Origin of the sequence: Pseudoalteromonas sp. Ps84H-4, assembly GCF_024124645.1 — a bacterium.
Taxonomy (GTDB): Bacteria; Pseudomonadota; Gammaproteobacteria; order Enterobacterales; family Alteromonadaceae; genus Pseudoalteromonas; species Pseudoalteromonas lipolytica_C.
The window spans coordinates 17,206-34,402 of the sequence record NZ_JAMXSK010000031.1 but is presented as its reverse complement, the minus strand read 5'-3'; the positions used below and the strand labels follow the sequence as shown (position 1 = coordinate 34,402).

Sequence of the window (17,197 nt, the reverse complement as noted above, 5' to 3'; positions counted from 1 at the left end):
CGGTGACTGGGAAGCTGATACCGTACTGGGTAAGCATGGAACGGGTGCCATAGTCAGCCTAGTTGAACGCCAAAGCAAGCTTTATTTAATACGTAAAGTGCCAGCAAAGAGCGCGGCAGACGTAAGCAGAGCCATGATAGGCATGCTGTGGCGATATCGCCGTCATGTGCATACGATAACCGCTGATAATGGCAGCGAGTTCTGTGACCACGAGCTAGTTGCAGATAAGCTCAACACTGATATTTATTTTGCGAATCCGTATTCCTCATGGGAGCGCGGATTGAATGAAAACTTCAACGGTTTACTGCGCCAGTACATACGCAAAGGCACGGATTTAAGAACGGTAACGGATAAGCAGGTGGCCGATATAGAACGTGCGCTAAACGCCAGACCTAGAAAGTGCCTAGGTTACAAACAGCCTGTCGTTGTGTTTAACGAATTACGCAATGCGGCCTAATTTAGCGAGTGGTGCACTTCGGGGTTGAATTCGCGTGGTAGCATGTGGGGTACTTGCATCACATGCCTCGGCAAATAACTGCACGGGCGAGTTATATGGTATTAACTCTGGTCGAGGTCATTTAGGTTTCGTTTTTTCAATAGATGAACAAGCGCAAAGCGCAGCTGTTCATTCAAAAGCTGCGTTTTCATCTGCAGCGATAGCATTTGATAGCACAAGAAACCGACTTTATTATGTAGCAGCTCCACGACCGCTTTCATATAAGTTAGATGTAAGTGAATTTAATTTAGCGAGCCATGAACTTGCTGACCTGCCGATACAAAGTGAAAAGTATAAATATACTCGTATTGCTTATGTAGATATGGATACAAAAGAACACACCGTTCTTAATCGATCTAATCCGATGACACGTTTAGCGTATGATCCAAATCGCGATGTTATTTATGGCTCAAAAGGCAGTAAACTTTATGTTATTTCTCCTGAGTCAGGTGAGACGCAGTTCCTAGGTAATATGACTGGCTATGGCAATAGCTCAGATATTCTTCGCGGCGATATGGTTGTAAAAAACGGTGAAGTGTATTTGGTTTCTGCAACCAGTATCTTTTCATTGGATCTTTCTACACTTGAATTATCGAAAAAGTCTGAACATGGTTTAACAACAGTAACAGGTGCTGCGCTAGACCAAAATGGAGAGTTATTAATTTCACGAGAAGTTATTAATGATCAAGGTAATTATAACATTACGAAGTTGTATAAAGCGTCGATTGAAACGGGCAAAACCTGCGCAATGGGTACATACCCAATGCGAATTAATGATTTAGCGTTAAACACACTTAAGCCAGTCGCGTGTTATAGCCAGCCAACTTGTAGTATTGGTGCTCAGCCACTAGTTATCACCAGTATTGATAAAAATAGAAAGGCAACTTGGCAAAACTATACTTTAAATGCCTATTTATTTGATAAACCAATAGCAAAACTGACTAGTTCAGCAAACTTTGGTGAAGATGGTATTGTTAATAAAACGGTTTCAATAAATCATGACTTTGCTGCTGCAAACTCAATTACTGAAGCTGCTATTGATGATTACAATACAGATATCTTTTTTATGGGAAGTTTTCATGACACCGATTTTACAGATGCTGAACTTGCAGAGCTTTACAATTGGTCAAAAAAATCTGGCAATGTAACTATTATTGCGGCTGATTCTGATATGCCGAATGAAAAAGTCTATGCCAAATGGGGTTATACAGTTACTCGTAATGGTTATGTAGATGGGCCAAATACTCAAAACCCTGATGGTGTTAATACTCAAGCTCAACAAGCTATTTTCGCTGGTCCATTTGGTGGTGTAACGAGTTTCTATCAAGCGGGTGGTGCTAAAGGATATTTTTCTGAAATGCCTGCAGGTACGCAAGTATTAGCAGTTAATCAAGATGGCTTGCCAACGATAGTAAAAGACTCAGCTACTGGTGATATTTTATTGTCTGATAGCGGTATTGTTAACTCTCAAGACAAAGCTGAAAATTACACCTCAGGTACAGGTGTGTCTAGCATGGCAGACCGCTTATTCTTAAACTTAATTAACTACGCTAGTGATATAGATTAATTCGCTTCATTTTAACCATCGTGAAGTAAACTACTTTACGATGGTTAATTATATGAAAACTTAATTTTATTAATTATTTAAACGTTTAATATTATAGCTCCTCAATTTATTTTTTCTCTCCTTCTCTATTTTGTATTTTTACTTAATATTAATGTTTTTCTTTTTTAGTTTTTAATCATCTGTTTTTATTGTTCTCTCTAAAAATAAGGGTTTTCCTATTGTGTTGTAATGATTTAAAAGTAAATATTCTACTTTGTAGTATTTAAATAAAAAATTAACATTTATTACCTTTCTTATTTTCAATTAGTAGTAAATAAGGTTTGGTTTTATTTTTCAGGTGAATATAAAATGAAAAAGTCTATTTTTTCGATAATGACACTTTGCAGCGCTCTCTCGTCAGGTGCCTATGCAAACATGTGTACTGGCGAGCTGTATGGTATTAACTCTGGCCGAGGTCATTTAGGTGTTGTGTTTTCGCTTGATGAGCAAGCAAAAACGGCAGCAATTCACTCAAAAGCGAAGTTTTCTTCAGCGGCAATGGCATTCGATAGTACTCGTAATCGTCTATATTATGTGTCAGCACCACGGGCTTTAACTTATAAGTTAGACCCAAGTTCATTGAATTTATCTGATGATGAATTGAAAGACTTACCGATTAAAGGCGAAAAGTATAAATACACTAAATTAGCCTACGTTGATATGCAGACAAATACGCACACAGAAGTTGCCCGAACAAGTCCAATGACACGTTTAGCGTATGATCCAGACCGTGATGTTATTTATGGCTCTAAAGGGAGTAAGTTCTATATTATTTATCCTGATTCTGGCGAGACCCAGTTTGTAGGTAATATGACTGGCTATGGTAATAGCTCAGATATATTACGCGGTGATATGGTTGTTAAAAATGGGGAAGTGTACTTAGTTTCTGCAACCAGTATTTTCTCATTAGATCTCTCTACACTTGAACTATCGAAAAAGTCAGAACATGGTTTAACTACTGTAACAGGCGCTGCGCTTGATCAAAATGGTGAGCTGCTTATTTCTCGTGAAGTGATTAACGATCAAGGTAATTACAACGTAACTAAGTTATATAAGGCATCTATAGACACGGGTAAAACATGTGAAGTAGCCTCCTATCCAATGCGCATAAATGATTTAGCAGTTAATACACTAAAACCAGTTGCTTGTTATGCTGAGCCAATTTGTAGCGTAGAATCAGAGTCAATCGTTATCACGAGTATCGATCAAGCCAGACAAGCTACGTGGGCTGGTTATACGCTTAATGGTTGGTTAATGGAGTGGTCTTTAGAAAAACTAACAAGCGCAGCAAATTTTGGTGAAAATGGTGTAATTAATAAACCAATTTCAATAAATCATGACTTTGCAGCGTCAAATTCAATTACCGAACAAGCACTAGATAATTACAATACAGATATCTTTTTTATAGGTAGCTTCAGATTGAGTAATTTCACTGATGCAGAACTTAATGAAGCATATAATTGGTCACTAAAAAAGGGTAATGTCGCAATTATCGCAGGTGATGCTGATTACCCTGAAGAGAAGATTTATCCAAAATGGGGCTATAGGGTAACAGCCAATGGTTATGTGGATGGGCCAAGTAAACCAAACCCTGATGGTGTAGGTTCTCAAGAACAACAAAGAATTTTTGAAGGACCATTTGGAGAGGTAACTGAGTTTTATCAGGCTGGAAGTGCAAGAGGTTATTTTTCTCAGATGCCAGCTGGAGCACAAATTTTAGCTGTAAATCAACAAGGCTTACCAACTATTGTAAAAGACCCTGCAACAGGCGATATTATCTTGGCTGATAGCGGTATGCTTACACTTCAACATAAAGCAGAAAACATCACTCAAGGCCCTACGGTTACCAGTATGGCAGACCGACTACTAATGAATCTGTTTAACTATGCCAGTGAAATAGACTAACTATTTGCTGGTTATGCAAAAATCGCGAAGCTTTAAGTGCTTCGCGATTTTTAATATAAAATTATTCACCAGCAACCAGTTAAGGTGTTTTTCACTCTATTGGTGTGCTGTTTAACTAATAAATAATTAACTCCCACCAATAATACATGGCAGCTTGCAAGCACAATTATCCATGGTGAAATACTTTGTGCTAAAAGACTGACCGTTACCAAGCTCATTAGCATCAAAAGCAATGACGAATTTAATGCAGTTTGTAATAACTGCTTAAAGCGTAAATGTTTCCAACGACTCCAAACAATCAGTAAAAATGCGGTAGTGGGGAGTATAAATAATATACATTCAATTAACGTAACGAATAACTGAGCGCTTTGAGAAGGCGGAGCAGCTGTTGCACCTTGTGAATGGTTAGAGCTTAAGGCAACCAATCCAAGCACCACAGTGAAAAACATATTTTTAATATTCATTCATAAACTCTAAACTAATAAATCTTTAGCAGCTAAACACCCAAGCATTCAAATTAGGCATGCGCGTTTATAAGCTCTTTGGCATTCGCTCTTGCCATTTTACTGATGTTGTCACCTGCGAGTAGTCGGGCGATTTCATCAATACGGCCATCTTTAGACAGTTTACTCATTTGCGTAAATGTTTCGCCGTTTGCAATTTCTTTGGCCACAAAAAATTGTTGATGCCCAGAGCTTGCTACTTGCGGCAAGTGAGTTACACAAATAACTTGTGTCGATTTACCGAGTTGGCGTAAAAGTTTACCAACGGCTGAAGCGGTTGGGCCAGAAATACCCACATCGACTTCATCGAAAATTAGTGTTGGCGTTGTAACACGTTGAGCAATAATAACCTGAATCGCTAAACTAATACGTGATAGTTCACCACCCGAGGCCACCTTAGAAAGTGCTTGCATTGGTTGACCTGGGTTAGTTGATACTAAAAACGAAACCATATCAAAGCCCATTGAGCTTGGCGCTTTATCGGTAGCTTGCTGAATATCAATCGCAAACTTGCCATTTTCCATCGATAAGTTCGCCATGCTATCGCTAATTAATTGGTTAAGTGTTTGTGCGTAACTATGACGGCTTTCACTTAATAATTGTGCTGCCTGTTTGTATTGCTCAAGCGCATCATCAATTTCACTTTCAAGCGCACCTAAACGGTCACTGTTATAACTGATTGATGCTAACTCTTCACTGATAGATTGATGAAACTCAACTAACTCTTCTGGTTTTATATGGTGCTTGCGGGCAAGGTCCATAATACCTGTTAACCGTGTTTCAACTTCATCTAAGCGAGCGGGGTCTAAGTCAGTTACATCGACATAACTACGAATTTCACGGCTTGCTTCTTCAACTTGTACAGCAGCCTCGCTAAGTAGCGCTGCAATGCTCGATAAACTTTCATCATAACTAGCAAGCTCAGCAAATTGCTGCGCACTGTGTTGTAACATTGAACAAGCACTTAGCTCGTCACTTTCGTATAAGTGTTGTAGCTCACGCTGGCATGACTCTAAGATAGTTTGGCTATGACTTAGTTTGTGATGCTCAGCTTCAATCTCCTCAAATTCACCCGGCTGTAAAGCAAATTCATCAAGTTCAGCCACCTGATACTCTAATAACTGCTTTTGAGCTGCTTGTTGCTGTTGCTGCTGCTCTAAATGATTAAATTCTTTGAGTAATGCTTGGTAAGCTTTGTAGCGCTCTTTAACATCAGTTAATAGCTGGTTGTGGCCTGCATAAGCATCAAGTAAATGTAATTGATGCTCAGACTTTAACAAGTGCTGATGGGCGTGTTGGCCATGAATTGAAATTAAATACTGACCTAACTCTTTTAATTGCGCAGCGGTTACTGAGCTGCCATTAATATAGCTTTTGCTGCGGCCATTTTTACAAATAACTCGACGCAGCAAACATTCACCGTCGTTATTTGAAAGTAAATGCTGTTCTAAAAACTGTTGGGCGAGCGGAAGTTGGCTAATATCAAACTCAGCGCAGATCTCTGCGCGTTCAGAGCCTGGGCGAACCGCAGCTGCATCAGCTCGTTCACCAAGGCACAATGATAGCGCGTCGATGGCAATTGATTTACCTGCGCCGGTTTCACCTGTAATGGCGGTCATGCCATTGTGCCACTCAGTACTCAAGTTACTGACGATGGCAAAATTTTTAATTTCTAACCCAATTAACATACTGTTTATCCATCCAGCTAATTAACTGTTAATTTATACAGTGTTTTTGGGTTTTGCAAATTAAATTTTAAACTTTGCTTAATTCTGCGTTCTGATTTTCTTGGTTTATGTCTTTTGGATTCGATGAGTTCAGCTCTTTTGCTTGTTCATCTGAGGGCATTGTCGGCGGCTGATACTTGATGACTTCAATTAGCGACGGCAAAGATTCCTGATAAAATGACTTGTTGTACTCGATGCCATTGTAAGGAAGTTCAGCCATGAAATATTGAAGGCGGTCAGCTAATTGATCTAATTCTTCTGGTGTCTGCGCTTTGCTCGCTTCCATTATGATGGTATTTATCAATAAATCACTGATGTATTCAAGGTGAGCAAGGTTTTCTTCATTATGAGCTTGAACAACAAAAAAGTTACTCGTAATTTGACTTAAACGCGAAACATTTTTCGGACGAATAAGTTTGCCTTCGCTAAAGTCAATCAACTTGCTTTTAAAGTCATTATTAATTTCTTTTACACGTTGGTTAAAACGTTTCTTTTCAGCCTCAATCGCTTTACGACGGTTGCTTTCAACCATCCAGTAACACCCTAGCAAGGTGATAAGTAATAACAGAGCAAGAAAAACGATATAGCTCATTTCGGTGAAGTATCCTTAAAAAATTACAGCATTAAGTATGATTATTTTGCGCTAATCAATCTGCCTTGGCAATTATTTAAGATAAAAATTGCTATTTAAAATAGCCGACTTCCCCAATTAAGTTTTTTTCTCAAAACATCATAGTAGGAATAGTCTTTAGGGTGAATTAAGCGCAAGTGTTTATCGGCCTTTTTGATAACCACTTCATCTCCGGGCAATACCGCCAAAACCACATGACTGTCGCAGCTTACTTGCAGACTGTCGGTATTTTCGAGGCTGAGCTTTAAGCGCACTTCGTTATCGGCATCAACCACTAGGGGACGACTTGATAAAGTATGTGGGAACATAGGTACTAATGAAATTGCGTTCAGCTCAGGTGTTAGAATAGGCCCGCCACCCGATAATGAATAAGCAGTTGAGCCTGTTGGTGTTGAGACAATTAAGCCGTCTGAGCGCTGTGAGAACACAAAATCGTTGTTAATAAAGGCTTCAAACTCAATCATATGGGCAACTTTATCGGCATGAAGAACAGCTTCATTAACCGCCAAATTCGCACTCTTAAGTTCGGCATGACGATAGACTTCAACTTCTAATAAAAAGCGTTTTTCTTCGATAAATTGTCCGCTCAGGACGTGTTCAAGACTTGCTTCAAAACCTTCTGGGTTTAAATCAGTTAAAAAGCCTAAGTTACCTCTGTTTACACCAATAACTGCAACATCAAAGCGCGCAAGAACGCGAGCAGCACCAAGCATGTTTCCATCGCCGCCAACAACAATGGCTAAATCTGCCCGTTCACCTAAATCAACTAACTTAACTAAGTTTTCGGCTGGTACGTTGTCAAGTTGGCGTCCAGTTCGTTGCTCGACGAGCACTTCAAAGCCTAAGGCAAGTAAAAAAGTATGAAGGCGTTGCAGGGTCGTGGCTGCGGCGCTGTGATTAGGTTTGCCAATCAAACCTATGGTCTTGAACGGTGAATCCATGTTAATTGCACTTAAACTTTCATAGCAATAGATTACATTAAAAATTAATGCTTTGAAAATAACTTGAAATAAACTTGCAGCGCCCAAATATCAAAGGTCAAGGAGCAAGATGTATTAATTATGAAATTAAATCCGCGTGACCAACAAATATTTTCAGCAGTAATGAGCCTTTATTGTAATGGTGAAGGGTTGCCTGTTGCTTCATCACGAATTGCTAAACAAAAAGGCATGGCTGTGTGCTCAGCTACGGTGCGTAATGCGATGGCACGTCTCGAAAAAGAGGGCTTATTATATTCACCTCATACATCTGCTGGCCGTGTACCCACCAATGAAGGGTTTGAATATTGGCTGTCAGAGTTTTTTGAGTTACCGCAAATTGCAACTTATTGGCAACCACAGCAAGCCCAGCTTGTTGAATTAGCTCATGGCTTGAGTCAACGTTACAAGGTCTGTTGTTGTGTTGGCTTGCCACAGGTAAGTTCACAACTGGTTTTCCGTGTTGAAGTACTTGATTTTGATGCTAGCAACTGGCTTATTTTGTTGCTTGATAGAGCAGGGCAAAGCCACAATATTTGTATCACTAAACCTGAGGATTCAAGTGATGCTGTGCGTTATCAATTTGCGACTTGGCTAAACACGGTGTTCAGTCAACAAACCCTGATGGAAGGATTGTATCGCATGAAGGCGATGGCCAACACTGCACCGCATAATTGTCATGATTCACTCACACAATGGACAAGACAGTTAAGTCAAAAACTGGGCTCTGATAATAGCATTGTGGTGGGCGAAAATTATCTTTATCGCCAAGTTGATTGCCAAACCAGTCTTAATATTGGCGTATCATTTTTAAATTTCGTTGAAGATAAGTTGGCATTTAAAAATGGTTTATCGGTTCTTAATACAGAACAACTACCATTTACTGATTGTGATGAGCTAATGGTTATCAGCGTTCCATACTTTAATAACCAAGAATATCAGAGTCGATTTTGTGTTATTTGTCCAAAATCAGCACAAATAGAAGCAATCATCCAAGAATTTGAGTTAATCGGCTCATCAGCCTCTTGAATCTTTTTATTCAATCCCCATAATTACCGCAGTTGTAAAGAATTGGAGCATGTAAGCTATGTCTGAGCAGACAAAATCACCAGAGCAAGAAGTTGAACTAAACGAAGAATTTGAACAAATGCAAGCGGATGTTGATGCAGCCGTTGAAGCAGCAGAGCAAGTTGAAGGCGAAGAAATGAGCCCTGAAGCAGAAATCGCGCTACTGCACAGCGAGTTAGAAGCTGCTAAGCAAACTATAAACGATCAAAAAGACAGTGTTGTTCGCGCTGCAGCAGATGTTGAGAACATGCGTCGTCGTGCCGCTCAAGATGTAGAAAAAGCACATAAGTTTGCACTTGAAAAGTTTGCCAACGAATTACTACCTGTTATCGATAACCTAGAGCGTGCAATTGAGTTTTCTGATAAAGAAAATGAACAGCTTAAACCTGTGCTTGAAGGTATCGAAATGACCGTTAAGAGTTTTAATGATGCGGTATCAAAATTCGGTGTTGAAATTGTTAATCCTCAGGGTGAACAATTTAATCCTGAATTTCATCAAGCAATGTCAATTCAGCCAAGCAATGACGTAGCACCTAACACTGTTCTTGCAGTAATGCAGAAAGGTTACACATTAAATGGCCGTTTATTACGTCCTGCAATGGTTATGGTATCGAAAGAAGCTGAATAAGCTTTAAAGAGATAGAAAAAATGCCTGTAAATTACAGGCATTTTTTTTATTAAAATTGTGTTCAAGATTTAAGTCGATTGGTATCGTTTTCGATGCCAAAGCTGTACAAGTAATATCAGTATCAGTGCGCTGAACATCATCGCAGAAAATGGAATAGCACTTTGTGGATGAACAAAAGCAAGGATAGGCCCAACTAAAGCACCACTACCGAATCTCAGTGTACCAATAACAGCTGTTGCAGTACCTGACTTTTCTTCAAATTGCATAAGAATCAATGAGTCTGCATTACTTGCTACAATACCTAAGCTCATCATTAATGGTGCAATGGTGGCAACGATGAAATATAGCGATAAATGCATCACACTGAATAATAACAATGCCCCGCCAGCAACAAAGCCAATGCCAAGGCCAATAAATAAAAGTTTACGAGAGCCTAAACGTGGCACTAAACGTGTATTCATAAAGTTACCGAACATTAAAGCCAACACGTTAAAAGCAAATAGCACACCGAACAATTGCTCATCTACTTTGAAGAAATCGAGATATACATAAGGCACTGATGTTAAAAAGCAAAAGAATGCGAATGAGGCAAACATAGAGCTGGCAATATCGGCAAGTGCGCTGCGGCGTGAAAATACCGTTTTATAACTATTGAAAAACAATGCTAAACCGCGCTGTTTACTTTTAAATATAGGAATATCGATCAGATGTATTTGGACTAAGGCTAAAATTGTAAAGCTATAGCCTGCTAGAACGATAAAAATAACCTGCCAGGTTGAGATGCCCATAATGAGTGAGCCAAGGGTAGGGGCTATCAGTGGAGCCACCATCATAATCATAGACACATACGACATACCTTTAGCAGTATTTTCGCGGTAAATATGGCGAATGATCCCGGGCACTACAACCGTCGCAGCAGCTCCGGTAAAAGCTTGAATGGCTCTTAAAGACCAAAACAATTCAATATTTTGGCAAAATGCCAGAGCCAATGAGCTAATACCGAATAAACTTAAGCCTACTTTAGCAAGTAGTCGCCTACCAAGCTCATCGGCAATTGGACCAAAAAACAACATGCCAAGGGCGTAACCTGCAAGATAAATGCTCAGTGAAATTTGCACATTTGGCATCGTCGTTTGCAAGTCGTTTGCAATTACCAGCATTGCAGGTAGGTATAAATCTATGGCAAGAGGGGTAATTGCAACAATACTTGCCAGTAACGGTAATAAAATGCGTTTATTTAAAATCTCTGGGGAAGGCATTGGTTACTCATTAATCGAAAGTTAGGTCACTATTGTAGCAGTGTGAACCCCTGTGGTGAACTTAGTTTGCCTGCTAAGTAAAAGAATTAACGAAAAAACAACAACTGATAATGAGGTCGTTCATTTTCATATAAAATTAAGCAATGCTTTGCTATATTAGCGATTATTGCACCAAGTATTTCAAGGATTCGTATGAAAAAGTTATTGATGGCAGTGTTAGCTACCGCTGTTTTAGCTGGTTGTAAAACCTCACCAACAGGACGCACGCAAATTGCGCTTTACTCTGATCAACAAATGAATCAAATGGGACAAGCCAGTTTTGCAGAAATGAAAAAAACGCAGCCTGTTAATAAAGACCCACGAGTTAATAGCTATGTTAAGTGTATTGCCGATGATGTAATTTCTGTACTGCCAAATGAGTATGCAAAACAGTCTTGGGAAGTTGTAGTATTTGAAGACGATTCTGCAAATGCATTCGCCTTACCGGGTGGTTATATCGGGGTTCATACTGGTTTATTAAAAGTAGCGGTAAACCAAGACCAACTTGCTACTGTTTTAGGTCATGAAGTTGCACACGTGATAGCTGAACATTCAAATGAACGTGTTTCACAGAATGCACTTTTACAAACTGGCTTACAAGTTGGTGGTGCGGCACTTGATATGGGGAATGTGCAATATCGAGGCGAAATCATGCAGGCTTTGGGTTTAGGCGCACAATATGGGGTGGTATTACCATTTAGTCGCTCACATGAATCAGAGGCAGATATTGTAGGTCTAGATTTAATGGCAAAAGCAGGATTTAACCCAGAGCAATCAGTATCTCTTTGGCAAAATATGAGTGCAGCAGGTAGTAGTGGTACACCCGAGTTTATGTCGACTCACCCAGCTCCGGGTAACCGAATTAAAGAGCTTCAAAAGCACATGTCAGATGCATTAAAAGCTCAACAAGCGGCTAGAGCGAAAGGGAAAACCCCGCAGTGTAAATTATGATCAATAGAGCAAAGGTTGAATATCAACATTTTGCCAATAATATTTTTTATTCTCATAAATACACACTTTTCCTGGGTAAGTTGTCTGCTCGATTGAAGGAGCGGATAGCTGCTCAGGAATACCACATTTTTGCGCCAGACTAACCATAGCTATACCCTCAATTAAAAGAGTAATATCTATATCTTTCCAATTACAATCATTTTCTTGGCAAAAACAGGCTTTTCCGTCGTAAGTAACTTGATCAAGTTTTGGCATTGAGTAAGGTTTTGGTAAACCGCATTTTATTGCAGGTTTAAGCTCAGTTGTATTGGCTAGGAAAGAAGTAGTTAAAGCTAGTAAGCTACTAATGATAAATGATTTATTCATGAGGTTCTCCTAAAATCTAACTGTAGAACCACGATCGAATGTATGTCAAATTTTACTCTAAAATTTAAAAAGCCTGTAGTTTAGATAACTGCAGGCTTTAATTTGATAACTAGCAACTAGCAACTAGCAACTAGCAACTAGCAACTCGTTAAAACGTCCACTCAACGTGAAGTTGTGGTACTGACTCAGTAGTGTCTGTACCTAGCTTGTTGTGCCAGTATTGCCACTCAAGACCTAGCAGTAGGGTATTTTCTTTCATGCTCATTGCATGACCTAAATCCCAAGTAATGATTGGCTGTGCTAAAATCCACGCTTTTACATCTTCACCAAATTCATTTTCACGTTCAGCGATGTATTCAACATGGCCTGTTACATTGAACTTTTGTGAGCCAATAGTAAATGGGTAACCCCATGCAACATCAATCATCCAGCTGTTTGATTCAGTTGGTGCGCCACCACGTGCTACGCCTTCACTGTCATCAATGTAAGCGGTGAATAGGGTAGATAAAAAGCTAAAGCCCGGAGCTTGCCAGTTCAATTTTACACCTGGTAAATACTTCAGTACTTTTGCGTCACCCGCTGCATTAAAACCTGCTGTTAAGCCTACATCGGCAATTGCGCCGTATGAAAAGTCATTGCCAGAGATTTTTGATAAGCTAAATGTTGAATACCACTCGCCATAAAAGTCTTTGTCTTGATAGCCATCTTGACGGTCGTCATTGCTGTAATCAATAAAAAAGAAGTTATCGCCATAGTCGTAACCAGAAGCGTGTTGCAATGAAACAACCGTGGTATTTGACTTAGTTAATGAAAACGGATTTTTGTGTTCACCGTTATTAACGTGTAATTGCGTAGAGCTCCAATTAGCGGCATAGCCTGAAGTACTTACTGCACATAGCGCAGCAACAGAAAGGATCTTTTTCAAGTTCATATCTCAATATTGATGGTGTAAAGGGTTATATACCCAAGCCACCTCAAGATGCAGAATTCAGCGTTTCACAGGTGCTTAATATCAAGGCGTTACTTTGCAACAATGGCAATCCCTTTTAAGAAGTAACAACGATGAGAGTAAGTGCCTGTGAAGCGCCCAAAGGGTTGGTTTAAAAGCGATTTATACTGCGTTATTGATTTTAACAATAGAACCACTATTACTTGCAATCAATGCCTTGCCTAAATCGCTTTTAATTCCAACTGAAACTCGCATCTTGAGGTGGTTTGGGTATATACAGGAGGATTATAGCAGATACGCCCTAAATTGGGCGTATCTTGGCAAAAATTATTTAACTTATGCTTTATTCCGACGTAAGCAAATTACCGCTACTGCAGTAAAAGCAAGAATAAAACAATAATAAGATGATGTTGATACTTCCCATGGGCTAATTTTAAAAGTAGCACCCAACAATAGCGCTTGTGCGCCATAAGGCAGTGAGCCTTGTGTTACACAAGCAAAAATATCAAGCAAGCTTGCTGAACGCTTACCTGTAATTTCGCCATCATCCGCTAATTTTTTAGCAATTGGGCCTGCAACAATAATTGATACCGTATTATTAGCAATACATAGGTTGCTGGTCATAACGAGGGCTGCAATCCCTAATTGATCAGCAACTTTACGGTGCCATTTAGCGATAACTTTAGTAATTGCTTGAATTTTGTTAGCAATATAATCAAGACCACCATTAATACGGATAAATTCTGAAAGTCCACCAATAAACATCGATAGCAAGAAAATTTCCTGCATATCGGTAAAGCCTTTATAAACATCTTTAACAAAACTCGCCCCTTCATAGCTGCCAGTAAAGCCCATGAGTGCAGCAAAGATAATACCGCTAAATAGCACCACAAATACGTTAAAGCCCATTACCGCGAGTACCAAGATAAAGGCATAAGGCAATACTAATAAAATATCGAAGTCTTGAGTTTCTACAGCTTCTGCAGTAGGTGTTAAGAAAAATAACAAACCGATTGTTAATGCTGCAGCAGGCAGTGCAATTTTTAAATTTTCGCGGAATTTATCTTTCATTTCACAGCCTTGCGTGCGGGTTGCAGCAATCGTTGTGTCAGAGATAATTGATAAGTTATCACCAAACATGGCACCCGATACAATCGTGCCTGCCATCAGTGATGGATCAATACCTGTTTTTTGGGCGACGGCATAAGCAATCGGACCAATAGCACCAATAGTACCCATTGAAGTACCCATTGCAGTCGACACAACAGCGGCGATTAAAAATAATCCCGGTAGTAATAATGCTGGCGGTATAAGTGATAAACCTGCATTAACAACGGCATCAACACCACCTGTTGCACCGGCAACCGCAGAAAACGCACCAGCGAGAAGATATATCAAACACATCGTGATGATATTGCTGTGGCCAGCACCTTTAATAAAGGTTTCAACACTGTGGTTGATGGTATTTTTATTTAAGATAAACGCCAGCATGATGGCAGGTAAAATTGCCACTGGAGCAGGTAATTGATAAAAAGCGTAATCAACACCTTGAGATTGTAAGTATAAGCCAGCGCCTAAAAATAAGCCGACAAACACCAAAAGCGGCAGCAAAGATAATTTTGCTTTTGTTTTATTAAATGATGGCTGCATCATATTCCTCGTTAGATAACCAATAACACAGCCAAAGACTTCTTTTAGCTGTATTTAGTTGTGTCTAAAAGACATCAACAGCGCCCGCAAGCCAAAGACCAAATCGGCGCAAAGGAAGAAGTTTAAATGTATAGATGGCTAAATGCAAAGACTATCTGTTATTATTGTTGTTATTTTATAAAACATAAACTCAGCATAAATTAGCTCAGTGTTTTTTATAAGCTAACCTGACTATTACATGAGTTTTCGATAAAATCTAGCCAGCTAATAAGAATAGGTAAGGTAATAGTATGAATCGTATAGGTGTATTTGGTGCAAACGGCCGTATGGGGCTGGCACTTTTAGAAGCTGTCACAAAAAAAGAAGATGCAACTTTAACGGGCGCGTATGTTCGTGACAACTCGCCACTTTTAGATATTGCCGTTAATCAATTAAACAGTGCCGCAACAGCTGATGTGTCATTTAGTAAAGAGTCAGATGTAAAAGATACTGATGTACTGATTGATTTTACCTTACCTGCAGGTATGCGTAGTCATTTAAAAACAGCCGTAGAAAAAAATATCGCGATGGTAATTGGTACCACGGGTCTTAATCAAGACGACATTGATGCTTTAAATGAAGCAGCAAAGCATATTCCGATTGTTTTTGCGCGCAATTATAGCGTAGGTGTGAATTTACTGCTTAACTTAGTGCAGACTGCGGCTGTGAAGTTTGGCGATGACATGGACATCGAAATATTTGAAGCTCATCATCGTCACAAAATTGATGCACCTTCGGGCACCGCGCTGGCAATTGGAGAAGCAATTGCTGAGGCAAAAGGCTGGCAACACGATGAAGTTGCACGATTTGACAGAAGCAATGACGAACATGCAAAATCGCAAAATGAAATAGGTTATTCGGTCATGAGAGGCGGGGATATAGTAGGTGAACACACCGCATATTTCGCAACTTCTGGCGAAAGGCTAGAATTAACTCATAAAGCAAGTTCAAGAATGACCTTTGCATTAGGAGCTGTAAGAGCTGCGGGCTGGTTGAAAAATAAACCAGCTGGACTTTATGATATGCAAGATGTGCTTGACTTGAAGTAGTTTAGTTTGATTTTTGGCAGTTTCAGCGAGTTTTTAGTTAATAGCGCTTATTTTTACTATTTTATTAATTAAGATTAGATCTACAAGCTAAATTACTGTAGAATAGCGCCAATTTGCCAAAAATTCATAAATGCGTGTTTCCAATCGCTATAAACGGGCAGTAGAGCAAATGACTTTACTCCCGTTTTTTACTGTTAGGAGGTTAACTTGACTAAATCCGCTCTGTTAGTCCTAGAAGACGGCACAGTGTTTCGCGGTACTGCAATCGGCGCTGACGGCATGTCAGTGGGCGAAGTAGTATTCAATACGTCTATGACTGGTTATCAAGAAATTTTGACTGACCCTTCATACGCGGAACAAATCGTAACTTTGACGTACCCACATATCGGTAATACGGGTACTAACAGCGAAGACGAAGAAGCGGGTCAAATCTGGGCTAAAGGCCTAGTGATCCGTGATTTGCCACTGCTAGCAAGTAATTTCCGTAACGAGCAATCGTTAAGTGATTACTTAAAAGAACGCAATATCTTAGGTATTGCAGACATCGACACTCGTAAATTAACACGTATCTTACGTGATAAAGGCGCTCAAAATGGTTGTATCATCGCGGGCGACGAGTTAGATGAGAAAAAAGCGCTTGAAGCTGCGCAAGCCTTCCCAGGCTTAAAAGGCATGGATTTAGCAAAAGTTGTCTCAACCAAGGAAAATTTTGAGTGGCGTGAATCAAGCTGGACATTAGGTTCAGGCTTTAAAACGCTAGAAGCAGCAGACGAGAAGTTCCACGTTGTTGCTTATGACTTCGGTGTTAAACGTAATATCTTACGTATGTTAGTAGACCGCGGTTGTAAATTAACCGTAGTGCCTGCACAAACATCAGCAGAAGATGTATTAGCACTTAACCCAGACGGTATCTTCTTATCAAATGGCCCTGGTGACCCTGAGCCGTGTACATACGCGATTGAAGCAATTAAAACTTTCCTTGAAACAGACACGCCAATTTTTGGTATTTGTTTAGGTCACCAATTACTTGCTCTTGCCTCAGGTGCACAAACAGTAAAAATGAAGTTCGGTCACCACGGTGGTAACCACCCAGTTAAAGATCTTGACCGCAATGTTGTTATGATCACAGCGCAAAACCACGGTTTCGCAGCTGATGAAGCAACATTACCAGCGAATTTACGTGCAACGCACGTTTCACTATTCGATGGCACGCTACAAGGTATTCACCGCACAGATAAACCAGCATTTAGCTTCCAAGGTCACCCAGAAGCAAGCCCTGGTCCACACGACGCGGCACCATTATTCGACCACTTCATCGATTTGATGCAAGCACGTTCAAACTAATTTAACCGGA

16 protein-coding genes are annotated in these 17,197 nt (G+C 39.8%); 8 read left to right on the top strand and 8 right to left on the bottom strand.

Features of this window, described 5'->3' with window-relative positions; translation table 11 throughout:
* The 3 genes from NH454_RS19975 to NH454_RS19965 all read left to right on the top strand — a co-directional run.
* Positions 1-457: IS30 family transposase (locus NH454_RS19975; protein ID WP_235373130.1), on the top strand; the 457-nt coding region annotated here is incomplete at its 5' end.
* Positions 458-491: 34 nt separating this feature from the next.
* A complete protein-coding gene (locus tag NH454_RS19970; protein ID WP_253040055.1) occupies positions 492-2,063 on the top strand; it encodes a hypothetical protein in 1,572 nt (523 codons plus the stop codon).
* Between the two features lie 348 nt (positions 2,064-2,411).
* The gene (locus NH454_RS19965) at positions 2,412-4,007 is read left to right on the top strand and encodes a hypothetical protein (RefSeq protein ID WP_135924243.1); all 1,596 of its coding nucleotides are present in this window, start codon (positions 2,412-2,414) and stop codon (positions 4,005-4,007) included.
* Positions 4,008-4,072: 65 nt separating this feature from the next.
* Here NH454_RS19965 and NH454_RS19960 read toward each other — a convergent pair whose 3' ends face one another.
* From NH454_RS19960 to nadK, 4 genes are all read right to left on the bottom strand, one after another.
* Positions 4,073-4,471, bottom strand: a complete 399-nt coding sequence (locus NH454_RS19960) for a hypothetical protein (protein ID WP_235383202.1) — start codon at positions 4,469-4,471, stop codon at positions 4,073-4,075.
* A 53-nt stretch (positions 4,472-4,524) separates the two neighbouring features.
* The gene (gene recN / locus NH454_RS19955; RefSeq protein WP_253040054.1) at positions 4,525-6,198 is read right to left on the bottom strand and encodes a DNA repair protein RecN; all 1,674 of its coding nucleotides are present in this window, start codon (positions 6,196-6,198) and stop codon (positions 4,525-4,527) included.
* A gap of 67 nt (positions 6,199-6,265) precedes the next feature.
* Positions 6,266-6,829: a hypothetical protein gene (locus NH454_RS19950; RefSeq protein WP_135924246.1), complete on the bottom strand. Its 564-nt coding sequence runs from the start codon at positions 6,827-6,829 to the stop codon at positions 6,266-6,268.
* A gap of 95 nt (positions 6,830-6,924) precedes the next feature.
* Positions 6,925-7,809 carry an NAD(+) kinase gene (gene nadK / locus NH454_RS19945; protein WP_135924247.1) on the bottom strand — a complete coding sequence of 295 codons (885 nt, stop codon included), beginning with the start codon at positions 7,807-7,809 and terminating at the stop codon, positions 6,925-6,927.
* A gap of 120 nt (positions 7,810-7,929) precedes the next feature.
* Between nadK and NH454_RS19940 the strand changes: the two genes are divergently transcribed.
* Together NH454_RS19940 and grpE are read left to right on the top strand one after the other, a co-directional pair.
* Positions 7,930-8,874, top strand: coding sequence for an HrcA family transcriptional regulator (locus NH454_RS19940; RefSeq protein ID WP_235382325.1), 945 nt, complete (start codon positions 7,930-7,932; stop codon positions 8,872-8,874).
* A 58-nt stretch (positions 8,875-8,932) separates the two neighbouring features.
* The gene (gene grpE / locus NH454_RS19935) at positions 8,933-9,541 is read left to right on the top strand and encodes a nucleotide exchange factor GrpE (RefSeq protein WP_135924249.1); all 609 of its coding nucleotides are present in this window, start codon (positions 8,933-8,935) and stop codon (positions 9,539-9,541) included.
* Positions 9,542-9,609: 68 nt separating this feature from the next.
* Here the strand turns inward: grpE and NH454_RS19930 are convergent, their stop codons facing one another.
* Positions 9,610-10,800, bottom strand: coding sequence for a Bcr/CflA family efflux MFS transporter (locus tag NH454_RS19930; protein ID WP_235382326.1), 1,191 nt, complete (start codon positions 10,798-10,800; stop codon positions 9,610-9,612).
* Positions 10,801-10,992: 192 nt separating this feature from the next.
* On the opposite strand from NH454_RS19930, the gene NH454_RS19925 reads away from it, so the two are divergent.
* Positions 10,993-11,790 carry a M48 family metallopeptidase gene (locus NH454_RS19925; protein WP_135924251.1) on the top strand — a complete coding sequence of 266 codons (798 nt, stop codon included), beginning with the start codon at positions 10,993-10,995 and terminating at the stop codon, positions 11,788-11,790.
* On the opposite strand, the gene NH454_RS19920 is transcribed toward NH454_RS19925, so the two are convergent.
* The 3 genes from NH454_RS19920 to NH454_RS19910 all read right to left on the bottom strand — a co-directional run bounded on the left by NH454_RS19920 (position 11,791) and on the right by NH454_RS19910 (position 14,755).
* The gene (locus tag NH454_RS19920) at positions 11,791-12,156 is read right to left on the bottom strand and encodes a hypothetical protein (protein WP_138557657.1); all 366 of its coding nucleotides are present in this window, start codon (positions 12,154-12,156) and stop codon (positions 11,791-11,793) included.
* A gap of 148 nt (positions 12,157-12,304) precedes the next feature.
* Positions 12,305-13,087, bottom strand: a complete 783-nt coding sequence (locus NH454_RS19915; RefSeq protein WP_235382327.1) for an outer membrane protein OmpK — start codon at positions 13,085-13,087, stop codon at positions 12,305-12,307.
* A 354-nt stretch (positions 13,088-13,441) separates the two neighbouring features.
* Positions 13,442-14,755 (bottom strand): Na+/H+ antiporter NhaC family protein, encoded by a 1,314-nt coding sequence (locus NH454_RS19910; RefSeq protein ID WP_235382328.1) that lies wholly within the window; start codon positions 14,753-14,755, stop codon positions 13,442-13,444.
* Positions 14,756-15,045: 290 nt separating this feature from the next.
* Here NH454_RS19910 and dapB point away from each other — a divergent pair, with 290 nt between their 5' ends.
* Positions 15,046-15,843, top strand: a complete 798-nt coding sequence (gene dapB / locus NH454_RS19905; RefSeq protein ID WP_135924254.1) for a 4-hydroxy-tetrahydrodipicolinate reductase — start codon at positions 15,046-15,048, stop codon at positions 15,841-15,843.
* A gap of 207 nt (positions 15,844-16,050) precedes the next feature.
* Entirely contained in the window at positions 16,051-17,187 is a 1,137-nt protein-coding gene (carA, locus tag NH454_RS19900; protein ID WP_130151430.1) for a glutamine-hydrolyzing carbamoyl-phosphate synthase small subunit, read from the top strand.
* Positions 17,188-17,197: the final 10 nt, after the last annotated feature.